Raw genomic sequence first — 24533 nt, 5'->3', positions numbered from 1 at the left:
CCGCGTACACCGCACCTGCCTACACTTCCTGCGGACCACTACGAATGGAGAATTCGACCATGCCCCACGATGACGACGGTGACACGAAACTGAGACAGCTGCTCGCCAGGTTGAGGGATCACGGCATCGAGGTGGACGACTCTCCGCGGAGGCGCTCTGAGTACTCGTATGATGCATCGAACTACCGGGTACGGCCGGCCGCCGTCGCCTTCCCAAAGAACGTCGACGACGTTCGGACAGTTTTGCGGGCATGCTCGGCTACGGGCGTACCAGCCACCGCACGGGGCGGGGGCACTTCGATGGCGGGGAACGCCGTAGGCGACGGTGTGGTGATCGACCTATCCCGCCGTATGACCTCTGTGGGAACCCTCGATGCCGGTCACGCGACGGTGTGGGCCGACGCTGGGGTTGTCCTCGGTGAGCTGCGCGCGCAGGTTGAGAAGGCCACCAAAGGCAAGCTGACATTCGCCCCGGACCCTTCTTCCCTGACGCGCGCCACAGTGGGCGGCTCCATCGGTAACGACGCCTGCGGAAACCACTCAGTAGCTTATGGCCGCATGACCCATCACGTTGAGGAGTTGGAGCTGGTTACAGCGGACGGCGCGTACCTCAGGGCGGGGCAGAATTTCCTCCGCGCCGTTGACGAGAACGACGCCCATTCCGTCGTCCGGGCGGAGGAACTGCTGGAGGGCCTCAAAGCGCTGGCGGGAGCACATCTGGCGGCCCTACGGGTGGAACTGCAGACCATTCCCCGGCAGGTCTCTGGCTACCATCTCGGTCATTTGCTGCCGGAACACGGTTTTAATCTGACCGGCGCCCTGGCAGGAAGCGAAGGTACGTGCGCCGTCGTTGTGCGGGCCAAGATGGGTCTTGTGCAGAAGCCCCCGACCACCGCGCTGCTGTGCCTTGGCTACGCGAACACTATCGATTCCGCTCGCGACGTGATGACCATCCTGACCGCCAAGCCGAGCGCCATCGAGGGCCTGGACGTATCGATCGTGGACATCATGCGGCACCGCCGGGGAGCGGCCAGCGTGGAGTCATTGCCGGAGGGCAAGGCCTTTCTCATGGTCGAGTTTTCGGATGACACCCTTCAGCAGGCGGCCGCTTCTTGTGAAGACCTGGTTGACAAGCTCAGCGTCGACGGACACGTCGTTGACCATTCGATCGTCACGGAGTCCTTGGAGCGGGCCGCACTATGGAGGGTGCGGGAAGACGGCGCGGGGCTCTCATCGAGACGGATCGATGGGGTGCAAACGTGGCCCGGGTGGGAAGATTCTGCGGTTGCACCGGAGCGTCTTGCCGATTACCTGGCGGGCTTGCTCCCACTGGTGAAAAAGTACGGCTATACGGCCTTAATGTACGGCCACTTTGGTGCAGGCTGCGTTCATATGCGGTTGGATTACGATCTGCGCAGTGACTCAGGGCGCAGGGTGTTCAGCGAGTTCACCCGTGAAGCGGCCAAGCTGGTGGTGGCCCATGGCGGCTCGCTGTCCGGGGAACACGGTGACGGCCGGGCGCGGAGCGAATTACTTGAGGTGATGTACTCCCAGGAGATGGTGGGCATCTTCAAAGCCTTCAAGCACCTCTGGGATCCGGCACGGGTCCTCAACCCCGGGATCATCGTCGACCCGGAACCTTTCTCTGCCTCGCTTGCTTTGGAAGGAGTAGTTAGACCCGGCCCCGCCCACGATGAGCTGACCGCAGCCCCGACAACCGCCGTCGTATCTTCCTCTGGAGACCGTGCCCTGCTCCCGGTAGCGAGTCCGTTCGTCGGGAACACCCACGCATGCATCGGTGTAGGACGGTGCCGGTCCACCACCGGCGGCTTCATGTGCCCTAGTTACCGGGCCACGAAGGATGAAAAGGATTCGACCCGCGGCCGGGCCCGGGTGTTGCAGGAACTAACCCGGACCCAAGGCAGCACCAAGGAGGGCTGGTCGAGCCCGGAAGTCCGGGAGGCACTGGATCTCTGTCTGTCCTGCAAGGCCTGTTCCGCTGACTGTCCCACCGGCGTGGACATAGCTGAGGCTAAGTCGGAACTGGTCAATGAGTATTACCGCGGGCGCATCCGGCCCTTCACTCACTACTCCATTGGCTGGCTGCCCCGGTGGCTCCCGCTGCTGACGCGCGTGGCGCCCCTGGCTAATGTGGGGACAGCTTTCCGCCCCTTCCGCATTGTGGGGGAACGGTTGGGCATCAGCGCCCGACGGCGGCTCCCGGCTTTCGCGGCGAACGGCAGGATCCGCCAGCGGGTGCGGGAAGCCGGATTCGCGGAAAAGGCCGACGCCCTTCTGTTCATCGACAGCTTTACGCGCGCATTCCGGCCCGAGGTCGTACCGGCTGCAGCCCGGGTGATCCGCGACTCCGGCAGCTCCGTGGGGTGTACGCCGGACGCTTGCTGCGGCCTCACTTGGATCTCGACCGGGCAACGTGACGGGGCCAGACGGCGACTGGCCCGGTTGATAAGGAAGCTCGACGACGGCACGGACCGGGTTATCGTCGTCCTCGAACCCAGCTGTGCGGCGACCATCCGCGACGAAGGTCCAAAACTGGTCGGCGGCGAGGCCGCTGCCAGGGTCGCGGCAAGGGTGCGGTCATTCTCCGTGGCTGTGGATGAAGCCATCAAGCGGGGGTGGAAGCCGACGGCGATGCCGCCAGTAACAGCCGTGCTGCAAACCCACTGCCATGAGCATGCTGTGTTCGGTTCAGGTGCCCAGAAACGCGTCCTGGAAGCCTGGGGAGTTCGACACCTCCTGGAATCGTCCTCCTGCTGTGGCGTGGCCGGTAACTTCGGTTTTGAGGCCGAGCATTTCGATATATCCATGAAAGTTGCTGAGCATTCCGTCATTCCTGCCCTTTCGAAGGGTGACGCTGACGCCCTTGTTCTCACCGACGGCTTCAGCTGCGCCATGCAGGTCTCGCAGATAGACCCCAAGCGATCGAGCAAGCACCTCGCTGTGGCGATGGACCCCGAGAATGCCAGCGGGGAACGGTAGGTGGAATACTTCGGAATTTTCCTCATTTTGGTGGCGGCCGGGGTGGGCTTGGTTGGCCCACATGTGGGTAAGCCCGCCCGTCCACCGCGAAACATGGCCAACATGTGGGGCATCCTTTTTATACCATCGGGTGCAGCAGCTTTTTTGATCGCAGTGGCCGGGTTCTTCATCTTTGTCACGAGCATCAGCTCACGATGAGCCCGTGCCCATCAGTAGTTGTGTCTCAAACTGACACGGTCGGCACAACTCCCCAAGGCGGATTCTGGAAGGGACCAATAGGCACAACTAGTTTTTAGGGTTGATCCCGATGATGAACAGGAAGCTCGCACAAGGACGGCACGCTGAGTGGCTGCGATCCGCGGCACACTGCGGCGAGACGGACGCAGATGAGCGCAGCGACCATCAATCAAAGCGATCCCGCCGGATCGTTCATCGTCTCCGGCAGGACATGGCAGAAGGACGCGACATCAGTGATGTCTGGCCGTGGCCGATGCCAGGCATCTAACCCCCGCAAGCCGCAGCCCGTAGGGTCTGTTCCTGGGACTGTGCGTTCAGATACGGAGGCCCGCTTTCCCTTGCAGCACAGGAGACAGAGCTGGGCAGCGTGGACCGCCCGTCCTTCCAGTGAGCCTGGGCAGTTGTAAAGCACACTGCCAGGGCGTTCGCCGCGACCGGGCGCCCCTGCCCTGGTGGAGGTTCCCTAGGCCGCCGACCGGCACCACAACGAGCACGCCGGCAGGCCCAGTCCGGCAACGCCGGAGGGTTCCGTCACGTTTTCACCGCTGTGGCCGTAGCTATCTACTGGAGCTACATGGATGAGGCTGAGGCGGTCCGGGTCAGTGACGGCTTCCTAAAGGACCAGACTGAAATCCGGATTGGGGATGCGACGTGGCTACGATTGGGGAAGTGCAGCCTAACGATCGTTAGTTACAATGGAGGTGACCGATCAACGTTGTGAGGATGACATGAACCATTCGCCGCGCGAGCAGGCAAATACTGCTGTCAGAGATTTCCTGTCTAGCCGCGATTGGTCAGCCCAGACGCCCGCCCGGCAGCGGATCCTCGTGGCGTTCCTAACTCTGGCTACCGCCAGGGGCTTTGGTTCAGTGACTATGAGGACATTGGGCCGCGAGCTCGATATGAAGGCACCCAGCCTGTACTCAAGCTTTCCCCGAGGCAAGGACGAAATTGTTGCCGAGTCGCTCAGTTGGTTCACCCATAGATTCGCCCGTGAGCTCCTTGACGCTGCCGAAGCCACCACCACGCCGGAGGAGTATTGGGCGGCGCTTGTTCGCTTCCATCTCGCCCAGCAGTTGCAGCGGCCCGAGGCGGATCTCTGGGACCTCCTGGTCGCAACTGATCGGGTAGCCCGGTTCCTTAGCGACGAGGTGCGCCAGGAAGTGGCCTCCTGGGTGAGGCTGCATGAGGACATGTATGCGGCTGCCGCCGAAGAGATGGGCTTCCGCCTCTCCAGGAAGACCACCAATGTCATTTTTACGCTCCTCGACGGTGCGGGACGCTGGGCTGACTGGAACGGAAGTGACACAGACCTTGAAATCCTTCTGGACCATGCGGTGGCACTGAGCCGCTCCATTCTGGAAGTTGGCAGCGGGACCCCCGCCCTGGCTTGATCAGAAGTCCCCGATGACGCGCTCTATGCAGGAGCGCCGCTTTGGCGTGCCCGGAATTTGCGGCTGGCGCAGCGGGGGTGTCCCTAAATATTTCTAAAACTCTTGCCTAACTAACGCTCGTTAGCCTACAGTCGTCGCAAGGTCCAAAGACGTACCTGCAGGAGTCTCGACCTCACCGATTACCTGAATCGACAAGGGAAGCCACAATGAGCCATTCCACCAGTGCCGAACGTGATGAGTCGGCCCTTCGCACCACCACTGAACCTTCAATCGAACTTCGCGGCCAACTTGGCGTTGGAAGCATCCTCTTTTCCGTCGTCGCATGGGCCGCACCGCTGCTTGTAGTTGTGGGACTGATGCCCTCGATGATTGCCTTCGGCGGCAACGGGATCATTGCCGCACTCGCAGTCTCCACAGTCATCCTGCTCCTGTTCTCCGTGGGGTATACGGCTGTCACCAGATATGTGGAGCGCCCCGGAGCTTTCTACGCCTACATCACTGCCGGGTTGGGCAAAGAAATCGGGCTCGGTGGTGCCTTCCTAGCCATGTCGGGCTACTTGGTCCTCCTTCTCTCCACGTGGGCCGCGTTTGGCGTTTATGGCCGCGCACTTGTAGTGGATACATTCCATGGGCCCGATGTGCCGTGGTATTTCTACGGGTTGCTGGGCGCCCTGCTCGCGGGAGTAGCTGCATACCGGAAAATCGAGTTCTCGGCCAAGACACTTGGTGTGGCTCTGATCCTGGAAGTCGTCCTCGTCTTGGTGTTCAATCTGACGGTATTTTTCGACGGAGGCCCCGGTGGTCCACCGCTGGGGGCCCTGACTTGGGACGGCGTCAGCACTGGCAACTTTGGACTTGTACTGTTGTTCGCGATGTTGTGCTTTGGAGGATTCGAGTCCTCGGCAATCTACCGTGAGGAAGCCAAAGACCCCAACAAGACAATTCCTAGGGCAACATATGTTGCAGTGGTCCTCATTGGGCTGTTCTACCTCGTTGCGGCTTGGGCAATGCTGACTGCCCTAGGGCCGCAAGGGGTGGCTGATGCCCGGGCCGGCGGCGCCGTTGCCTCTATGTTCGGCGACCTGGCCGCTTCCTATGTTGGCAATGTGGTGCCGGGCATCATCAACGTCCTCGTAATTTCCTCGACGTTTGCCTGCCTCCTCGCCCAGCATAATGCTGTAGCCCGGTACGCGTACTCACTCGGCAAAGACGGCGTCCTGCCGCGGAGGCTGGGCCTGGCGCACGCCCGGCATCATTCCCCGTTTGTAGCCTCCATCATAGTCACCGCCCTTGAATTCGCGGCAATTGTAGCCATCGCCGCTGGCACTGCCTTCGACCCCGCTGGCACGGACGCCTTCACGGTCTATATCCGCCTGAATGGCCTGGGTGCGATCGTCGTCGTGGCGCTTCTGGTCCTGGTCTCCGTAGCAGTACTCATCTACTTCCAGCACCACAAGGTGCCGGGTCGCGGGGTATGGAAGACGACGGTTGCCCCGGCCTTGGCGTTGGGCAGCCTCGCTATAGTGCTGGTGCTCAGCTTCCTCAACGTTGACGCGTTAATTGGGGCGGGACCCATAGCTTCCTTGGCCTTTACCCTCTTCATCCCCTTGGTGTGGGTGGGCGGCATCGCCTACTCCCGCTGGTTGAAGAAGGCCAAGCCTGCTGTCTACCAAAAAATCGGCCGCCAGTAGGCGGTCCTCAGTTCACTGACATGACTAACAACAAGGACACCACCATGACACAACGTCTCACCGGCAAGATCGCTGTCATCAGCGGAGGAGCCAGCGGCATGGGCGTCAGCCACACCCGCAGGATGATCCAGGAGGGGGCGAGGGTCATCTCCTTCGACCTGAACGAAGGCTCCGGGCCCCTACTCGTTGATGAATTTGGCGAAGACAACCTGCTCTTCCTCCGAGGAGACGTGAGGAACGCAGAGGACTGGGCCAGGGTGGTATCGGCCGGACAAGCACATTTTGGCACTCCGAATGTGCTTGTCAACAACGCAGGTATCTCTCCACTGCAAACACTTGAAAAGGTGTCCGAGGAAGACTACCGCCGCGTGATCGATATCAACCAGGTTGGCACCTTCCTCGGAATGCAGGCCTTGATTCCATCGTTGCGCCAAGGCGGCGGATCCATCATCAACATAGCCTCCACTGCGGCGCTCGTCGCTTTTGCCGATCTTTTCCCCTACGTCGCATCAAAGTGGGCGGTGCGCGGAATGACAAAAGCGGCGGCATTGGAACTGGCGCGGGACGGCATCAGGGTTAACGCTGTTTGTCCGGGAGACACTGATACCCCAATGATCCGCGCCATAGCCGATACGCCCTCAGGGGCGCTTCCGCCAGCTGATGATCTGCCGTTCAGAAGGTGGGCGCAACCTGAGGAGATCAGTGCCGCCGTCGTATTCCTCGCCTCAGACGAATCGTCGTATATGAGCGGCAGCGAACTCGTCATCGACGGCGCCTTCACGGCGCAGTAGCGCGCCCAGCAAACAGAAAAGAGAAGAACATTGCACCGAGTCAAAGGCAAGATCGCCATCGTCAGCGGTGCCGCCAGCGGCATGGGCGTGGAACACGTCCGCGCCCTGGTGCGGGAGGGAGCAAAGGTGCTGGGCTTTGACCTTGTTGAGGGGGAGGGGACTGCGCTCGTCGACGAGCTGGGCTCCGATAATTTCTACTTCCTGCCCAACCGCAGCGTCGCCTCTGCATCCGATTGGGCAGAGGTTGTCCGGCACTGCGAGGTCAATTTCGGCGCGCCGACAGTCCTGGTCAACAACGCCGGAATTTTCCGATCGACAAGGGTCGAGGATGTCAGCGAAGATACGTACCGAACGGTCATCGACGTGAACCAGGTTGGCCCGTTTCTGGGCATGCAAAGTGTCATCTCAGCGATGCGATACGCCGGAGGTGGCTCGATTGTGAACATCTGTTCCACCTCCGGCTTGGTGGCCTTCGAAGACAACTTTGCCTATGTGGCTGCCAAGTGGGCGGTCCGGGGGATGACAAAAGCAGCGGCACTTGAGCTGGCCGCGGATGGCATTCGCGTGAATGCTGTCTGTCCCGGAGAAACGGAGACACCCATGTTGCTCAACAGCACGGAGCCCGGCACATCCTTGCCGCCGGAGTGTTTTCCGTTCGGCCGGTGGGCCTGGCCTCAGGAGATTGCCGCAGCTGTGCTGTTCCTTTCATCAGACGAGTCTTCATACATGAGCGGCAGCGAAGTCGTGGTGGATGGGGCATATACGGCTGGGTAGAGCGCGGTCTAGCTAGGGGAATGCTGCACAAGCCACGGGTCCAGGTCTCTTCGTAGCGTGGGTGCCGGCATCGGTGTCGTGACTGCGGGGATATTGTGGTGTAAAGGAGGCCGACATGGGTCAGGGGCTCGACGTCTATTGCGGACTCGATGTCGGCAACCGCGAACACCAGGCCACCGCGTTGACCGCAGCGTCCAGGTGCTCGAGTCCGACATCCGTAAATGGGTCAGAGAATGGAACACCAACCCCACACCCTTTACCTGGACCAAGTCAGCCGAACAGATCCTCGAATCAATCGGCCGACTTCTGAACCGAACTTCAGACGCGGGGCACTAGCAGCTCCGCCGACCCTGCTTGCCCAGGTCGGCGGAGCTGGACTCGTTTATTCCGAGGAAATGGCACCAGTAGACATCCGGGCGAACCTTCATTCATTGGCTCCTGGTCCGTCAGTAGGCCGAGGTGTCACGTCGAGCGGTTGTCCTTGCCCACGCTGCGCTGTTCTCCCGGGGGACTGCCCGTCACAGCCCATAGAACGCCCTAGGGTTTCCGCCATGACTGCAATGGCCGGCTGTTCTACGTCGCGGAGCTGTTGAGCACGGGGGGAATCCGTTGGCGGGGGTCGATGACGGCCCGCCGAGGAGCCTTGTTAAGGACCAGCTGTGTGACATCCGTGCGGGAGTTGCGGCCCGGGGGCAGCAACAGCCTTCGACACTGAGACAAGGCCCAGACCGATCTCAGCATAGTTGAGGCCTTCCTGATTTTCCGACATACGATGGCAGTCGAAACCGGCGACTTCGCCGGAGCGTGGAGCCGGCAGGTCCTCAGTTCAACCGTTGATCGGGAGCAGCAGGCATTCGGCCCTACCGTTGCTGGATGGGCATGAAAGCAAAGCCGCTTTGCGGGGAATATGCCTCCAAAATTGGTACGAGGGTGGCAATGCCGCGGCGTCGATGGTCCTCAAGTGCGGTTCGCGCGCGCAACGGATCTCTGTTTGAAATTTCCTGGAGGATCCTCGCGTGGTCCTCGTTTGAAGCGCTCGGCCATGGCCTCAAGTTGACCGTTAGAAGGCGTGCTCGGTGGGCATGTTCCATCACTGAGGCCGCCACCCTGGCAAGCCGGGAATTGCCGCTTCGTTCAATCAGAAGACGGTGAAAGCGGTCATCCTCCGCCGCCCAGCGCCGCAGGTTCTTTTCTTCAAGTGCCAGTTCACACCGACTGCAGGCGTCCTGCAGTTCGAGGTCCACTTCGTCATCCGCCGCTGGTTCCCGCGAGGCAAGAGAAGCGACTGCAACGCCTTCGAGCCCGATCAGGACTTCGTAAATCTCCCGCATTTCGTCGGCGCGAAGGGGTGCGATAGTGACGCCCCGGCGTGAACTGACTTCCAGCCATTCTTCATTCTGTAGTCGGACTACTGCCTGATGAACAGGGGTCCTGCTGACATTTAGCTGTTCTGCCAGTTGCTGTTCGGAGACCCTGCTGCCCGGGGCAAGCGCACCGCTGATAATCGCAGCCTTAATTTGCTCATACGCGATTTCGGCGTGAGGTGCCGGCGTTCCTACGATTGCGGACGTTTCCACCGACGCAGTCATACCAGCTCCATCCGCTAAATCAGGTGAACGCGGTGCCGCACCCGTTGCTACCTCCAACGGTACTCGACTCAATGGATTCTTGCATTTTCTCTTGCATACCAGCTCGCATGGAAGTAGGCTGGATCACATCAGGCAAAGGAGCCCCGCATGAACACGCAAACAGCAGTCCTCCATCCCCGAAACGAAAACCCGGCCATACAGGCCCAGAAATTCCTCGTCGCCGGTGAATGGCGCACCGGCCAACATTCACTAGAAATTTCATCTCCATGGAGAGATGAAGACATCGCCACGATCGGCCTGGCCGAGGCCGTTGACGTGGAAGATGCGCTCAAAGCAGCAGAATCTTCCCGACCTCAGCTGGCAGAAACTTCCCGCTGGGACCGGGCCAACACCCTGGAACAACTCGCCGCGCTGGTGACCGACCATTCCGAAGACCTCGCATTGTTGCTGGTCGAGGAGGTGGGCAAGACACTGCGCGATGCACGCGGAGAGGTCGGCAGGACCATTTCCACCCTCCGATTTGCCGCTGACGCTGCCCGCAACCTGGTCGGCGACATTCTCCCCTTGGATGCTATGAAGGAGGCACGGGGCAAGTTCGGATACACCGTGACGGAGCCGATCGGTACGGTGATCGGCATCCCCGCGGCGAATTTTCCCTTGCTCATCGCCGCTCACAAGATTGCCCCAGCGGTCGGAGCCGGGTGTCCTATCATTCTCAAAGCGCCTGACCTCACCCCTCGCGTTGTACTCCGCCTGGCGGAGCTCCTGATTGAAGCCGGGTGGCCCGCTGTGGGTATCAGCGTCCTCACGGGAGGTCCGTCAATTGGTGAAGCCTTGATCCGGGATGACCGGCCGCGGCTGGTGTCCTTCACTGGATCAAGCCCCATCGGAAAGCTGATCGCCAGCCAGGCCGGTTTCAAGCGCCTTCTCCTTGAACTTGGTTCCAACGCAGCGACGATCGTTTCCGAATCAGCTGACGTAAACCTCGCGGCCTCGCGAATCGTAACTGGGGCATTTGCCGCTGCCGGCCAATCCTGCATTTCCGTCCAGCGCGTCTACGTCCACCATGCCCGACGCCAGGAACTGGAAGATCTCATCGTCGAAAAGACGTCCAAAATCCGTCTAGGCACCACGGAGGACCGTGACGCGGATCTGGGACCACTCTTGACCGAAAGCGCCGCGAAGCGGGTCGAAGACATGGTCAAGGACGCAGTCGACCAGGGTGCCCAACTGCTCACCGGCGGCCGCCGTACGGGCAGGTTCTTCGAAGCCACGGTGGTGTCGGGGCTTACCCAGTCCATGGATCTTCATCGGGAAGAAGTATTTGGCCCCGTTGTTGCCCTGGCGGAATTCTCCACCTTCGAGGAGGCGCTGGACCTGGCCAACGACAGCAAGTACGGACTTCAGGCGGGCGTCTTCACGGACTCCTCCTCCGAGGCGCACCTCGCAGCACGCAGACTCGAAGTCGGCGGTGTACACATCAACGAAATCTCCATGTGGCGTGCGGACCATATGCCGTATGGCGGAGTGAAAGACAGCGGCTTTGGAAAAGAAGGCCCCGCGTGGGCCATGCGGGAAATGACAGTGAACAAAGTCGTCTCCTGGAAGCAATAGATATCAGCACCCCTGGCACCTGAACCACTACTACAAGGAACATCCATGTCGAGCATCACCAACTCACCCGATCTCACTGATAGTTCAGCCCCCGTTGTGGGGTTGTCCTCCAGCATTCTGAATCCGTCCGATCTGGTCGGGAAAGCCGTCCTCATCACCGGAGCATCTTCCGGAATCGGGCGGGCCACGGCCCTCGCCCTCGCATCCTCCGGCATGATGGTTACGTGCGTGGACATCGCTCCTCCTGAGCAGACCGTTGAAGCGATCCGCGCTGCAGGCGGCACTGCCCTCGGCGCCGTCGTCAACATTGCTGATGACGAAGCAGTCCGGGAAACCATCGAGCAAGCTGCAGCGGCGTATGGCCGACTGGACGCTGTAGTGAACTGCGCCGGCATCGGCGATTTCACTACCTTGGAGCAAACCACTCCCGAACATTGGGAACGCCAGCTGGCCATCAACCTCACCGGGCCCTTCTACCTGGTTCGGCATGCCATTCCCATCATGAAGGCCCAGGGCTCAGGTTCAATCATCCTGTTCGGCTCCATCGCAGGGAAGACAGGCGGTCTTAAGAACGGCCCCGCCTATGCCGCGGCTAAGGGTGGGGTGCATTCACTCGTCAAATGGGCCGCGAAGGCCAATGCCTCGGCCGGGATCCGTGTGAACTCGATCGCCCCGGGCCCAGTGGACACTCCCTTCACCCAAGGCCAGGGCTTCGATCCGAAGACCGTCCCCCTGGGCAGGATGGGCGAAGCCGCAGACTTCTCCGAAGCCGTCAGTTACTTGGTGTCCGACGCCAGTTCATGGATCACCGGACAGATCCTCAACATCAACGGCGGACTCCTGATGGAGTAGCGCCCCCTGAAGCCAGGGCGCAGTAAGCACGGCAGTTCCTATCAGCAGATTTCCCGCAGTTCAAAGGAGAACATGAAGTGGCATCACAACAGGTATCCGCCAACCAGAAGCATCGGGCGGTCGCAGTCGGCACCATGGTCGGCGCAGCAATTGAATGGTACGACTTTTATATCTTCGGCATCGCCGCCGCCCTTGTATTCAACAGGGTCTTCTACCCGGACGTCGACCCTGCCCTAGGAACGCTTCTGGCTTTCGGCACCTTCGCCACGGCATGGTTCGCCCGACCTTTGGGCGGCATCATCTTCTCCCACCTGGGAGACCGCCTGGGCCGCAAGAACATCATGCTCGCCACGCTCATCCTCATGGGTACTGCAACAGTAGTTATCGGCCTGCTCCCTGACTACAACACCATCGGCGTCGCCGCACCCATCGGACTGATCGTCCTGCGCCTCCTCCAGGGCATCGCCTGCGGCGGTGAATGGGGCGCCGCTACGGTAACAGCCGTCGAAAGCGCACCGCCAGGCCGGCGCGGCCTGTTCGGAGCGTTCCCGCAGATGGGCGTCGCCATCGGGCTCCTGCTCTCCTCGGCCGTCTCACTCATTTTCTACGCACTGCCAGATGACCAACTGCTTAGCTGGGGCTGGCGCGTACCGTTCCTCCTCACCGCTGTCTTCGTCATCGTCGGTCAGTACATCCGCAGGCGCCTGCCTGAGAGCGAAGACTTCACCGAAATGAAGCGGAAGGGCGACATCGTCCGTTTCCCGATGATTGAAGCTTTCCGTCGGCACGGCAAGGCCATCCTGATCGTGTTCATGGGCCAGGCAGTCATCAACGTCGTCTTCTTCACCGCCACCACCTTCATCCTGAATTACTCGACCGTCAATGGCACGTTCGAAAAGACGACAGTGCTCACCGCCGTTACGCTTGCGGCGGTGGTGGACCTCGGCGCGATCCTCGCCGGGGGACTGCTGGCAGACAAATACGGAGCCCGCCGAATTTACCTGATCGCCACGACGTCTTCGATCTTCGTCTTCGCTCTGATCTTCCCGCTCGTCGGCACTGGAAATATCCTGGCGCTCTTCTTGGGCGTCTCAGTCCTCTTCCCCGTTGTCCACGGACTTGCCTTCGGGGCCCAGGCCTCCTTCTTCGCCAGCCTCTTCCCGCCGAATGTCCGCCTGACCGGAATGTCCACCGGTTTTCAGTTTTCCGGCATGGCCTTCGGTGGTCCCCTCCCGCTGCTCGCTGGCCTGCTCGTGACGATGGCCGGCGGCGGCCCTTGGCTGCTCGTCGCGTACATCGGACTCATCGGGCTGGTGAGCACTATCGGAGCCCTGATGGCTCCTACCGACCCTAAGCGCCTGTTCACGGATGCCGCCTCGAAAAAAGAACAAACGTTGAGCGTCTAACGACCTACCAACGCCCACCTCGGGAAGCGGCAAGGCGCGCGCTTATCCCGGCACATCACCAAAATCTTGAAACTAAAGGAATAGCTATGACCACCACCAAACGATATGACATCGCAGTTCTGCCGGGCGACGGCATCGGACCGGAGGTAATCGCCTCGGGACTTGAGATACTCCACGCTGTCGGGGACACCTTCGGGATCAGCTTCGACTGCACGACATATGAGGCAGGCGCGGGACTCTACCGGAAGTCGGGCGTCTCGATCTCCGACGAGGACATGAAGGCGATCGGAACCGCGGATGCCATGCTCCTGGGCGCCATGGGACACCCCGACACCCGCAAGCCGGACGGCACCGAAGTAGCCCCGCAGATTGACATCCGTGAGCATTATGGATTGTTCGCCAGCCTCCGCCCTGCCAAGCTCTTCCCGGGCGTCCCGACGAATGTGCGATCCGAATTCATCGACATGCTCGTTATCCGGGAAACGACAGAGGGCCTGTTTGCGGGCCGCCACGACAAGGCGGCCCCCAGCGACGAGGCGGTCAGCGACCGATTGACCATCACGCGGGCCACCAGCGAAAAACTCTTCAATCTCGCGTTCGCGCAGGCTGCGGCCCGGAAAGAATCACACGGGTCACCAGGACGCGTGACTCTCTTCGACAAGTCCAACGTCCTGCGGAGCAACGCCTTTATGCGGAAGGTGTTTGACGAGGTGGCTGCGGCACACCCCGACATTGAAGCGCAGCGGCTCTACATCGACGCCGGCTCGATGATGCTGGTGACCAACCCCGAGCGATTTGACGTCATCGTCACGGAAAACGTCTTCGGAGACATCGTGTCCGAGATCGCCGCAGGCGTTGTCGGCGGCCTGGGCGTCGCCCCCTCAGGTGACGTCAGCGCCGACCACGGCGTCTTTCAACCCTGCCACGGAACCGCGCCGGACATTGCCGGGGCCGGGCTGGCGAATCCCGTCGCCACCATCCTGTCCGTGGCCATGATGCTTGACTGGCTGGGAGTACGAAACGGTGACGAGCGAAGCATCGCAGCGGCCAAAGCTGTGCGCAACGCCACGGCTGATGCCCTGAATCGCGGCCTTTCCACACCCGACATCGGCGGCACACTGTCCACCAGTGAACTTTCCGGCACCATCAGCGGAACACTCCGCTCGGCAACAGTCGCAGCCTGACCGAAGCCATGAAGCCGCATAAATGGACGTCCGAATACGGGCACCCAGGAACTAGAAAAAGGTAGGGAAACTAATGGCCAAGATCGCGATCATCGGGGCCGGAGCGATGGGATCGGTTTATGCCGGCCTCATGCAGGACGCCGGTCATGAAGTCCATGGCGTTTGTAAATGGGCCGACCACGTCGAGGCAGTCAATGCCAAAGGACTCCGGGTCACCGGGGCAAGCGGCGACCGAACCGTCCGCCTCAGCTCCATGTCACAAAATGTCGATGAGGACCTGGGCCACATGGACCTGGTCATCCTTGCCACCAAGTCCTTCGACGTCGAAGAGGCAGCAGCATCCGCACGCCCCCTCATCGGACCGGACACCATCGTCCAAACGATTCAGAACGGTCTGGGCGCTCCGGAGCGCGTCGCCAAAATTCTGGACCCTGACAGGCTCGTCGTCGGGGTAGTGGGGGGCTTCGGGGCATCCGTACCTGAACCAGGGATCGCCCATCACAACGGCATGGAGATGATCAGATTCGGTGCCTTCGGCTCACTTTCCCAAGTGGAGCTTGAGCGTTCAGCCGAGGTGTGGACCAGTTCCGGTTTCACCGTCAAGCTGTTCGAGGACGTACAGCAGATGGTTTGGGAGAAGTTCATCATGAACGTCGCCTTCTCCGGAACAACGTGCGCGACGGGCATGACCATCGGCCAAGTCATGAATAATGAGACCTCCTGGGCCGTGGCACGGAAATGCTCGGAAGAGGCCATTGCAGTGGCCAAGGCACGTGGGGTGCGCCTCGATGTGGGGGATCCGATTGAGCATGTCCGCAAGCTCGGTTCAAAGATTCCCGATGCCAGGCCCTCCATGCTGCTGGATGCGACTTTGAAGCGCCGGTGCGAAGTAGATGCCATTAATGGTGCAGTGGTCGAAGAAGGCCGCCGCCTCGGCGTAGCAACCCCGGTCAACGAAACTGTCGCCAACCTTATCCGGGCACGCGAACTGACGTACCTTTAGCCCGCCCGTTATGGGGTCTGTGCATCGCCTGGCTACTACCCTTTTTGAACTCCGAATCCACCCCGGCTGAAGCAGCAGCCGGGGTGGATTCGGCCATGAGCACCCAAGGCTAAATTATGTGTCCGGGGAACGTTTTACTGACCTTTCACATGACAGAGGCCCATGCCCTGAGAAGCCCACTACCCTTTTTCGTTGGCTCAGCGACCTCACGCAGTTCCCGCCGGGCGTGCCGTCAGCCTACCGGTGTAGGCCATTGACGATCAGCCCAGGGGAGAACTCCCTCCGGCGCGCTGCCAGGGGATGGCTCGGGACCGCACAACCAAATGCTGCCCGCCCGGGCCACCAATCGTGAAAGGAATGTCCAGCAAATGAACGACGGACTCAGGAAAAAGTTCCAGTCGGGTGAGACCGCTTATGGGCTTTGGGTGACCCTTGAAAGCCCCGCAATTACCGAGGTTGCAGCCAAGCTTGGACTGGACTGGATCTGTATAGATCTTGAACATGGACCCTTGGATTATCGGAACGTAAGGAATCATCTTCTGGCCGCACGGGGCTCTGGGCTATCAGTTTTGGTGAGGCCTCCGACCCACGAATTGGAGCCCACCAAGCGTGTTCTCGACCTCGGCGCCGACGGGATTATTTTGCCCATGGTTGAGACTGCCGATCAGGTGCTCGCTGCCGGAGAGAATATGCTCTATCCGCCTCAGGGGAGGCGTGGCATCGGCGGGGAGCGCAATGTCTGCTGGGGGCTGGAGATAGACGAATACGTCAGCGGCGCCAACAACGCCGTCATACTCATCCCGATGATAGAAACCCGACAAGCCGCTGAAAACATCGACGAAATCCTTGCCGTTCCTGGACTCGAAGCAATTTTTCTGGGACCTGGCGATATGTCTGCCAGTTATGGATTCGTAGGACAGTGGGAAGGACCCGGTGTGGCGGAGATAAACCTGAACCTGAAGCAGTCAGCTGCAGCGAAATGCATTCCCACAGGAGTGGTCGGACGGAATGTTGGGGACGTCCTCGAACGCCGCAATCAAGGTTTTGGCATGGTTTCCATCGGTTCAGATATTGGACTGATGGTTCGAGAGCTGCAGGCTAACATCACAGCTCTCGAGAAAGATTCTGTCCCGCACCGGTGGTTTTAGGGCGCGGAACGCATCGGATGACTATCCCAGAACCGCCCATCACCACTGCGCGACCTGAAGCTTTCCTTGAAAGCAGAACAGTCAGTAACAAAACACGTCAGCATTGTGCCCGCATGGGCAAGCACGTCACCGGGCTTTACCGACGTCACTGAGGGTTTCGGCGAGGACAAACAGAAGCCAAAGAACTGTCGATTTCCCGCCAGACTTCGCATGTCGAAGAAGATGGGCGGCGGTAGTGCTCGGTAGTGGAACTACCACCCATTGCACCACTGAATAAATGAAGGAGAGAGAAAAAGTGACGCGTATTGGAGTCGTGGCCGAGTTAGGTCGCGAGACACGGGTGGCGGCAACGCCTGTCACCGTGAAACAACTACTGGGGTTGGGCTACGAGGTTGTGGTCGAAAAGGGTGCGGGGGAGTCCGCGTCCTTCCGGGATGACGCCTATGTTGAGGCCGGCGCCCTGATTGTGGGCGCTGACGAGGCGTGGGGGTCTGCGGTGGTGCTGCGGGTGAACCCGCCCACCGAGGAGGATATCGACCGCCTTACCGAGGGTTCAACGTTGATCGGAATGCTCAGTCCTGGTTTGCGCCCGGAGCTGGTGGAGGCGTTGGCGGCGCGGCCGATCACGGCGCTGGCGTTGGATGCTGTGCCGCGGATCTCCCGCGCCCAGTCGTTGGATGTGCTCAGTTCGATGGCGAACATTGCCGGGTATCGGGCCGTCATTGAAGCCGCTCACGAATTCGGCAGGTTTTTCACCGGCCAGGTGACCGCCGCGGGCAAAGTCTCACCGGCGAAGGTCCTCGTCGCCGGCGCCGGCGTCGCCGGGCTGGCCGCGATCGGGGCAGCGTCCAGCCTGGGTGCGATTGTGCGTGCCACGGATCCGCGCCCTGAGGTGGCGGATCAGGTGAAGTCGATCGGCGGGACCTACCTCAAGGTCAAGGTCGCCGAGGAGATGAACTCCTCCGACGGGTACGCCAAGGCCACGTCCGAGGCCTACAACGCCCGGGCCGCGGAGATCTACACGGAGCAGGCTGCGGATGTTGACATCATTATTACCACGGCACTGATTCCGGGGCGTCCGGCGCCGAGGCTGCTCACGGCTGACGACGTGGCCGGTATGAAGTCCGGCAGCGTGATTGTGGACATGGCCGCCGGGCAGGGCGGGAACGTGGAAGGCTCCGTTGCCGGGGAACGCGTGGTCACTGAGAACGGTGTGGTGATCCTGGGCTACACGGATCTGCCGGCCCGGCTGCCGGCCCAGGCCTCCCAGCTGTACGGGACGAACCTGCTGAACTTGCTCAAACTCCTCACCCCGGAGAAGGACGGGGTGCTGCGGATCGATTTCGACGACGTCGTGCAGCGCTCCGTGACGGTGGTGCGTGACGGTGAGAAGACCTGGCCGCCGCCCCCGGTCCAGGTCTCCGCCGCACCCGCGGTGAAGACCGACGCCGGGACGGCCGCCGAGACCACGGCACCGAAGAAGAAGCAGGGCCTCAGCCCGGCTGGCAAAGCGGGTCTCTTTGCGGCAGGGATCGCTGCGTTGTTTCTGGTGAACGCGGTGGCCCCGGCGCCGTTGCCGCAGCACTTCACGGTCCTGATGCTCTCGATAGTGGTCGGGTTCTACGTGATCGGGAAGGTCCATCACGCCCTGCACACCCCGCTGATGTCCGTCACCAACGCGATCTCGGGAATCATCGTCGTCGGTGCGCTGCTGCAGGTCACCTCCGAGAACGTGGTGATGCAGGTCCTCGCCGCCGTCGCGGTCCTGCTGGCCAGCATCAACATCTTCGGTGGCTTCGCCGTCACCCGTCGCATGCTCGCCATGTTCTCCCGCGGTGAGAAGGCACGTTCATGAGCGCCGTCACCGAAGCAGCAGCAGCAGCAATAATTACGAGGAGCCTTACAGTGACTGACGCCGTCTCCGGTCCGTTGACCGCGGAATCCATTGCGGGGGCGGCGTATGTTGTCGCGGCCCTGCTGTTCATCCGCAGTCTTGCCGGGCTGAGCAAGCACGAGAAGGCCCGGGCCGGTGTCATGTACGGCATCACGGGCATGGTCATCGCCCTCGCAGCGACGATCTGGCTGACCGTCCAGGGCGCCTGGGGCACCGGCCACGCCCTGACCGGTCTGGGCCTGCTGGTCGCCGCTGTGGCCGTCGGCGGGGCCATCGGGCTCTGGCGGGCCCGGGTGGTCGAAATGACCGGCATGCCCGAGCTCATCGCGCTGCTGCACAGCTTCGTGGGCCTCGCCGCCGTGCTCGTGGGGTGGAACGGCCACCTCGAAGCTCCCGCGTTGTCTTCGGACCTGATGGCGATCCACCATGCCGAGGTGTTCATCGGCGTGTTCATCGGGGCCGTGACCTTCACCGGTTCGATCGTGGCGTTCCTGAAGCTTTCAGCCCGGATGAAATCCTCACCCCTGATGCTGCCGGGCAAGAACGCGATCAACCTCGGCGTCCTCGCCGCTTTCGTTGCGCTGACCGTCTGGTACGTCAACGACTCCCAGTTGTGGCTGCTCATTGTTGTCACCGCCCTCGCGCTGGGGCTGGGCTGGCACTTGGTGGCCTCGATCGGCGGCGGTGATATGCCCGTGGTCGTATCGATGCTCAACAGCTACTCCGGGTGGGCCGCAGCGGCCGCGGGATTCCTGCTGAATAACGATCTTCTCATCATCACCGGTGCCCTGGTCGGCTCCTCCGGTGCGTACCTGTCCTACATCATGTGCAAGGCCATGAACCGGTCCTTCATCTCCGTGATCGCTGGCGGCTTTGGCATCGCAGCACCCAGCACCGGGGGCGACGTCGAGCAGGGCGAGCACCGGGAGATCACCGCGGAAGCCACCGCGGAGATGCTGACCAACGCCTCGTCCGTGGTTATCACCCCCGGGTACGGCATGGCCGTCGCGCAGGCCCAGTACCCGGTCGCGGAACTGGCGCACCAGCTGCGCGAACGGGGCGTGAACGTCCGGTTCGGCATCCACCCGGTCGCCGGGCGGCTGCCCGGGCACATGAACGTTCTCTTGGCAGAAGCGAAAGTCCCGTACGACATCGTCCTGGAAATGGACGAAATCAATGATGACCTCGGCGACACCTCCGTGGTCCTGGTCATCGGCGCGAACGACACCGTCAACCCGGCCGCGGCCGAGGACCCGGGCAGCCCCATCGCCGGGATGCCCGTCCTCAAAGTCTGGGAAGCCGAGAACGTCATCGTGTTCAAACGCTCCATGGCCGCCGGCTACGCAGGAGTTCAGAACCCGCTGTTCTATCGCGACAATTCCCAAATGCTCTTCGGCGACGCCAAACAACGCGTCGAAGACATCCTCCGAGCCTTCTAACAGAGAACACCTCCTGATGTGCCTCAGTGGTAGTGCGAGCCACATCGGGAGGCCTTCAATGTCCTTGAGCGGGCGGCTTCCAGAACCCCTCCAACAGCACACGCAGGTCCGCACCGCGCTGCGGGGGCATCAACCACTCCGTGAGAAGGACGCATGACGTTGCAAAACTATCCGGCCTGGAATCGACTAATCGGTGCAGTCGTCGAAATCCGCCAGAACGGGCAGGTCGTCAGCGCAGGTGTCGTAGAAGACGCTATGCCGGATTCTTCTGCTCTCTGGATCGCGGCTGACGGCGTCCAGGCACGAAGTATGTACGAGTCGGCCCTGAACTATCAGGTCTGGGTCGAACCACAGCAGCTGGCTGGCAAGACCTGCTATCGGATGACGTCTGCCCAGCTCTACCCAATGGGGCCGGACACGTGACAAGCTCGAACAGCTCACGGAGCAGGGCTATCGAAACCCGCCGAACTGTAGGCGCGCCGATCCAGGTGTAGAAGCCGTCTCAGTGACCGTAGCAGTGCACCTCTTCCCGACTCGTTACTAACCGCCGTTAAGGGACCTTTCGTCACAACGGGAAGCGCTCCCAATGCCGCTTTGGAGCTGGAATGTGGGCAAAAAAGGAGGTGTGGACAATGTCCACACTTTTGGCTTCGGACTGGGTCGTATATCGGTCGGACTGGCCCGGATTGCGGATGTTTTCGGGAGTTCCCAGTGTTTGCAGGGGCTGGAATGCAGTTCGAGTCCCACCTCGGGCACGGCATATCCCCTCGTCAGAGGGGTTTTTGCTTTAATGTGTGTACAAAGCTTGTGGTGGCGTCCCTCTGACGTTGGGTTCGCGGGCTGTGGCCTGGCCGCCGCGGTCGCCTATTCGGTTGTGTGTGGGTGGTGGGTTAAGGGCCTGGCCGTGGGCCCTCCGCCTGCTGGGATAGGGGGTTATTTGCCGTCCTATCTGGTTGTTCCGGTGGCCAGTTGTTGGCCCTCACTCGTTCATGGGCAGGAGTTGTGGTGACGGCATGACTCCGAAGTGCCTTCGAGGATCCTCCGTGGATAGATGTTTGCTGTGAGCCAGGCAGAGTGCGCTCATCGTGTGTTTGTCCGGCCAAAGGGGGTGTGCACATTGTGCACACCTTTGTGCACGGGAGGCTTTCAACCTGAATTTTGATCCCTTCCTCCTGGCTCTGCCTTCACCACTTCATGAAGTTCTCTGGTTCAGGCGACATGACTTGATGGCCAAAACCCACAGTTCCTAGGACGTTCCGGGTTCAGCGGCACCTCTCACGCCGTACCTGTGGCCGGCGTACGATCCGTGGGCGGGGTGAAGGTGTGTGGGATCCGGACTCTTCTTCCGGGGGCCGTCCTGGTTTGGTTGATTCCGTTGACGCCACCGATGTTTCTGTCAGATTTCGGCGTCGTTCTGATATCGGAGTCACCGCTGGGTTTGAGGGTCCGGAGCGCAACTTGGGGAACCGGGAACGGTTCAAAGTTTCGCGAGGAAATAAGCGACGGAGGAGCGCCGAACGAAACTTTGGATCGTGAGCGGCGCACAGCGCCCTGATTGCGTGCAGGACCCGCCCAGCGATGATGGGGATCAGAATGACGTTGCCTCTGGTGGTTCACGGAGGTGCGGGAGCAAGGCGGCACGATTGACAGAAGCGCGGACGCGGGATCTCTAGGGTGGAGAGAACTCGAACAACTGGAAGGACCTGGCGACACGGCTTGACAGGCGGATAAGCCATACGGCAATCGAAGCGGTACGACCACCCGGCGACGCGGAGATGGAACGATTCATTCGAGCGCCACTCAACGTCGCCCGTTTTACACGGAACGGGCCTCGTGATGAGAATCAACGTCGTGATTCGGACGTGGGATTGTTACCAGGAACAGAGAAAGCCAGAGCCTCCCCGTTGCGAGCGTGGGAGACCCTGGCGGCTTGTGCAGCCTTTCCGCTGAACTAGCTGGCGTAAGGGTCAGCTACACCTATGTATTGGGTGTAGAGGTATTCTTCGATGCCTTCGTGGCCGCCTTCGCGGCCGAGTCCGGATTGTTTGATGCCGCCGAAGGGTGCGGCGGCGTTGGAGATGACGCCGGTGTTGAGGCCGAGCATGCCGGTTTCGAGGCGTTCGCCCATCCGGATGCCGCGGTTCAGGTCGCGGGTGTAGACGTAGGCGGCCAGGCCGTACTCGGTGTTGTTCGCGAGCCGGACGGCCTCGTCCTCGGTGGTGAAGGTGATGATGGGGGCGACGGGTCCGAAGATTTCCTCGGACAGGATGCGGGTGCCTTCGGTGACGCCAGTGAGGATGGTGGGCTCGTAGAAGTAGCCCGGGCCGTCCACGGGTCGGCCGCCGATCACGGCGGCGGCGCCGGAGTCGATGGCGTCCGTGACGAGTTCGTGGACTTTGTCCCTGCTCTTCGCATCGATCAGGGGACCGACCTTGGACTCCGGCTCCGTGCCGCGAGCCGTCGTCATGCCGGCCATTTTCACGGCGAATTTTTCGATGAATTGGGTTGCCACGGACTTGTGGACGACGAACCGGTTCGCGGCGGTGCAGGCCTCGCCCATGTTCCGTAGCTTGGCGAGCATCGCTCCGGTGACCGCGGCGTCGATGTCGGCGTCTTCGAAGACGATGAACGGGGCGTTGCCGCCGAGTTCCATCGAGGTGCGCAGCACGGTTTCCGAGGCGTCGGCGAGCAGGCGGCGGCCGATCTCGGTGGATCCGGTGAAGGAGAGCTTGCGGAGCCGGGTGTCCTTGATCAGCGGACCGGTGGTGGCGCCCGCGGTGGTGGAGGGGATGACATTCAGGACACCGGCGGGCAGTCCGGCTTCCTGCATGAGCGCGGCGAAGAGCTGGGAGGTCAGTGGTGTGAGTTTGGCGGGTTTGAGGATCATGGTGCAGCCTGCGGCGACGGCGGGGGCGATCTTGCGGGTGGCCATGGCCAGCGGGAAGTTCCACGGGGTGATCAGCAGGCAGGGACCCACCGGCTTCTTGGTAACCAGGAGCCGGGATTTGCCCTCCGGGGAGACCGAGTAGCGGCCGGAGGTGCGGACGGCTTCTTCTGAGAACCAGCGCAGGAATTCGGCGGCGTAGGTGACCTCGCCTCGGGCCTCGGCCAGTGGTTTGCCCATTTCCAGGGTGATGAGCAGAGCGAAGTCCTCGGCGCGGGCGGTGACGAGCTCGAAGGCGCGGCGCAGTATCTCCCCGCGTTCACGCGCCGGAACCTTCGCCCAGGTGCCCTGCGCGGCAGCGGCCGCGTCCAGGGCCGCGAGGCTGTCGTGGACTCCTGCGTCAGCGATGGCCATGAGGGCCTTGCCGGTGGCGGGGTCTTCGACGTCGAACGTCTTACCCGACGCGGCCGGGCGCCACTGCCCGTTGATCAGGAGCCCGGTCGGAACGGAGGCCAACAGCGGATCCTCTTGGTTATGGGTTATGGACAATTGTTTTCCTTCATCCAGTGCGTGGTATCGCGCCTAGGGCGCATGAAATGGGCGATGGCCAGTTCGCCGCCGAGGAAATATGCGCAAACCTGGCCAACGGGTGCTCAGCTGTGCATGCTAAGGGGCAGCTCCGGCGTCGCTGCCTGGGTGTTGCCCAGGGACTGCAGCCGCGTGGCCACGACACTTATCTCGGCAATATTGGTGCGGGGTGGCAGGCTAACTGCGCAATATGCTGCCTCGGCAACGTCGTCCGGATGGACTGCCCAGTCTCTGACCTCCCGGGGTGGCGGGCTCGGACGCAGGTCAAGGATGGGGGTATCTACGATTCCAGGCAGGATGCTGCACACCCGGATACCGTTTCCGTGCTCGTCCCGGGAGGCGCCTCGGGCGAGACCCAGAAGTGCGGACTTCGACGCCCCGTAAGCTGCACCACTGTGGTCCGGCCAGCTCGCAGCAATACTCGAGATTATGACGACGTCGCCGTGCTTTTCACGCAACTGATCCAGGGTAGCGGACAACAGGGTGAAAACTCCGTAGACGTTGGTCTTCATGATGTGATCGAAGCTTTCGTCGTCGAGCTCCGCGAAGCGCCGGCGCGGAACGTTAGTGCCGGCCGCGCAGATGAGGGTGTCGATGGGATCCTCGACTGAGAGCCGCTGGGCGAGGGCCCGGGCCCCGGCCGTGTCCGAGACGTCCAGGGCATGCGGCACAAACTGTCCGCTGAGAAGATGTTCAGGGCTTACCGCATTCAGGGCTTCCTGCCGACGGGCTACGCCATGTACCCGGGCGCCGGCTGCTAGGAACCGGCGGACTACGCTGGCACCGATTCCGCTGCTGGCCCCCGTGACGAGGGCCACCCGGCCATTTAGATTTCTCTCCATGATTTTCCTCCAAAAGTTGAGAGCCGTGGTCACAGTTCTCTGCCTAGTTGCGTCCGTGACCCGGCCGTGGAACTTGCCGACCGATCTAAGTTATCACTTGACAGACAATCTGTCCGCATGGTGATGTTGAGCCTAGATGGTGTGCCCCTCCGGCACCCTCCAAGTACCAGAATGATTTGGATCCGCTGCTGCGGCATCACAAAT

The 24533-nt window shown here is 61.5% G+C and carries 17 protein-coding genes; 14 read left to right on the top strand and 3 right to left on the bottom strand.

The features are described 5' to 3' along the window. The first annotated feature begins 59 nt into the window (after positions 1–59). The 5 genes from V9L18_RS17905 (at position 60) to V9L18_RS17885 (ending at position 7886) form a co-directional block, all read left to right on the top strand. Positions 60–2999 carry an FAD-binding and (Fe-S)-binding domain-containing protein gene (locus V9L18_RS17905; protein ID WP_337348510.1) on the top strand — a complete coding sequence of 980 codons (2940 nt, stop codon included), beginning with the start codon at positions 60–62 and terminating at the stop codon, positions 2997–2999. Positions 3000–3931: 932 nt separating this feature from the next. Beyond that, positions 3932–4630 carry a TetR/AcrR family transcriptional regulator gene (locus tag V9L18_RS17900; protein WP_337348509.1) on the top strand — a complete coding sequence of 233 codons (699 nt, stop codon included), beginning with the start codon at positions 3932–3934 and terminating at the stop codon, positions 4628–4630. Positions 4631–4836: 206 nt separating this feature from the next. Then, positions 4837–6321 carry an APC family permease gene (locus tag V9L18_RS17895; RefSeq protein WP_337348508.1) on the top strand — a complete coding sequence of 495 codons (1485 nt, stop codon included), beginning with the start codon at positions 4837–4839 and terminating at the stop codon, positions 6319–6321. A 44-nt stretch (positions 6322–6365) separates the two neighbouring features. Further along, entirely contained in the window at positions 6366–7112 is a 747-nt protein-coding gene (locus tag V9L18_RS17890) for an SDR family NAD(P)-dependent oxidoreductase (RefSeq protein WP_337348507.1), read from the top strand. 30 nt (positions 7113–7142) lie between these two features. Further along, positions 7143–7886: an SDR family oxidoreductase gene (locus tag V9L18_RS17885; protein WP_337348506.1), complete on the top strand. Its 744-nt coding sequence runs from the start codon at positions 7143–7145 to the stop codon at positions 7884–7886. Between the two features lie 860 nt (positions 7887–8746). On the opposite strand, the gene V9L18_RS17880 is transcribed toward V9L18_RS17885, so the two are convergent. Next, positions 8747–9532, bottom strand: a complete 786-nt coding sequence (locus V9L18_RS17880; protein WP_337348505.1) for a GntR family transcriptional regulator — start codon at positions 9530–9532, stop codon at positions 8747–8749. A gap of 90 nt (positions 9533–9622) precedes the next feature. On the opposite strand from V9L18_RS17880, the gene V9L18_RS17875 reads away from it, so the two are divergent. The 9 genes from V9L18_RS17875 (at position 9623) to V9L18_RS17835 (ending at position 20438) form a co-directional block, all read left to right on the top strand. Beyond that, on the top strand, positions 9623–11089 hold the full coding sequence (locus tag V9L18_RS17875; protein WP_337348504.1) for an aldehyde dehydrogenase family protein: 1467 nt from the start codon (positions 9623–9625) through the stop codon (positions 11087–11089). Between the two features lie 45 nt (positions 11090–11134). Further along, positions 11135–11941 (top strand): SDR family NAD(P)-dependent oxidoreductase, encoded by an 807-nt coding sequence (locus tag V9L18_RS17870; protein WP_337348503.1) that lies wholly within the window; start codon positions 11135–11137, stop codon positions 11939–11941. Positions 11942–12018: 77 nt separating this feature from the next. Continuing rightward, positions 12019–13347: an MFS transporter gene (locus tag V9L18_RS17865; RefSeq protein ID WP_337348502.1), complete on the top strand. Its 1329-nt coding sequence runs from the start codon at positions 12019–12021 to the stop codon at positions 13345–13347. 86 nt (positions 13348–13433) lie between these two features. Further along, positions 13434–14531, top strand: coding sequence for an isocitrate/isopropylmalate dehydrogenase family protein (locus V9L18_RS17860; RefSeq protein WP_337348501.1), 1098 nt, complete (start codon positions 13434–13436; stop codon positions 14529–14531). A gap of 73 nt (positions 14532–14604) precedes the next feature. After that, positions 14605–15534, top strand: coding sequence for a ketopantoate reductase family protein (locus V9L18_RS17855; RefSeq protein ID WP_337348500.1), 930 nt, complete (start codon positions 14605–14607; stop codon positions 15532–15534). A gap of 368 nt (positions 15535–15902) precedes the next feature. Beyond that, entirely contained in the window at positions 15903–16682 is a 780-nt protein-coding gene (locus V9L18_RS17850; RefSeq protein WP_337348499.1) for an HpcH/HpaI aldolase family protein, read from the top strand. A 295-nt stretch (positions 16683–16977) separates the two neighbouring features. Then, positions 16978–18537, top strand: coding sequence for a Re/Si-specific NAD(P)(+) transhydrogenase subunit alpha (locus tag V9L18_RS17845; RefSeq protein ID WP_337348498.1), 1560 nt, complete (start codon positions 16978–16980; stop codon positions 18535–18537). Continuing rightward, the gene (gene pntB, locus V9L18_RS17840) at positions 18534–20015 is read left to right on the top strand and encodes a Re/Si-specific NAD(P)(+) transhydrogenase subunit beta (protein WP_337348497.1); all 1482 of its coding nucleotides are present in this window, start codon (positions 18534–18536) and stop codon (positions 20013–20015) included. The genes V9L18_RS17845 and pntB overlap by 4 nt, the downstream gene beginning before the upstream one ends. A gap of 153 nt (positions 20016–20168) precedes the next feature. Continuing rightward, positions 20169–20438: a hypothetical protein gene (locus V9L18_RS17835; protein WP_337348496.1), complete on the top strand. Its 270-nt coding sequence runs from the start codon at positions 20169–20171 to the stop codon at positions 20436–20438. A gap of 1528 nt (positions 20439–21966) precedes the next feature. On the opposite strand, the gene V9L18_RS17830 is transcribed toward V9L18_RS17835, so the two are convergent. Together V9L18_RS17830 and V9L18_RS17825 are read right to left on the bottom strand one after the other, a co-directional pair. Further along, positions 21967–23448, bottom strand: a complete 1482-nt coding sequence (locus V9L18_RS17830; protein ID WP_337348495.1) for an NAD-dependent succinate-semialdehyde dehydrogenase — start codon at positions 23446–23448, stop codon at positions 21967–21969. Between the two features lie 104 nt (positions 23449–23552). Beyond that, positions 23553–24329, bottom strand: coding sequence for an SDR family oxidoreductase (locus V9L18_RS17825; RefSeq protein ID WP_337348494.1), 777 nt, complete (start codon positions 24327–24329; stop codon positions 23553–23555). Positions 24330–24533: the final 204 nt, after the last annotated feature.

It is taken from the genome of Pseudarthrobacter sp. CCNWLW217 (assembly GCF_037203985.1).
In the GTDB taxonomy this organism is placed as follows: domain Bacteria; phylum Actinomycetota; class Actinomycetes; order Actinomycetales; family Micrococcaceae; genus Arthrobacter.
This window is presented reverse-complemented; position numbering and strand designations above follow the sequence as displayed.

Bases quoted from the DNA above. Each gene is read 5' to 3' on its own strand.
- V9L18_RS17890 (WP_337348507.1), top strand. From the start codon at position 6,366: ATGACACAACGTCTCACCGGCAAGATCGCTGTCATCAGCGGAGGAGCC.
- V9L18_RS17835 (WP_337348496.1), top strand. From the start codon at position 20,169: ATGACGTTGCAAAACTATCCGGCCTGGAATCGACTAATCGGTGCAGTC.
- V9L18_RS17825 (WP_337348494.1), bottom strand. From the start codon at position 24,329: ATGGAGAGAAATCTAAATGGCCGGGTGGCCCTCGTCACGGGGGCCAGC.
- V9L18_RS17875 (WP_337348504.1), top strand. From the start codon at position 9,623: ATGAACACGCAAACAGCAGTCCTCCATCCCCGAAACGAAAACCCGGCC.
- V9L18_RS17860 (WP_337348501.1), top strand. From the start codon at position 13,434: ATGACCACCACCAAACGATATGACATCGCAGTTCTGCCGGGCGACGGC.
- pntB (WP_337348497.1), top strand. From the start codon at position 18,534: ATGAGCGCCGTCACCGAAGCAGCAGCAGCAGCAATAATTACGAGGAGC.
- V9L18_RS17895 (WP_337348508.1), top strand. From the start codon at position 4,837: ATGAGCCATTCCACCAGTGCCGAACGTGATGAGTCGGCCCTTCGCACC.
- V9L18_RS17905 (WP_337348510.1), top strand. From the start codon at position 60: ATGCCCCACGATGACGACGGTGACACGAAACTGAGACAGCTGCTCGCC.
- V9L18_RS17900 (WP_337348509.1), top strand. From the start codon at position 3,932: ATGGAGGTGACCGATCAACGTTGTGAGGATGACATGAACCATTCGCCG.
- V9L18_RS17870 (WP_337348503.1), top strand. From the start codon at position 11,135: ATGTCGAGCATCACCAACTCACCCGATCTCACTGATAGTTCAGCCCCC.
- V9L18_RS17855 (WP_337348500.1), top strand. From the start codon at position 14,605: ATGGCCAAGATCGCGATCATCGGGGCCGGAGCGATGGGATCGGTTTAT.
- V9L18_RS17850 (WP_337348499.1), top strand. From the start codon at position 15,903: ATGAACGACGGACTCAGGAAAAAGTTCCAGTCGGGTGAGACCGCTTAT.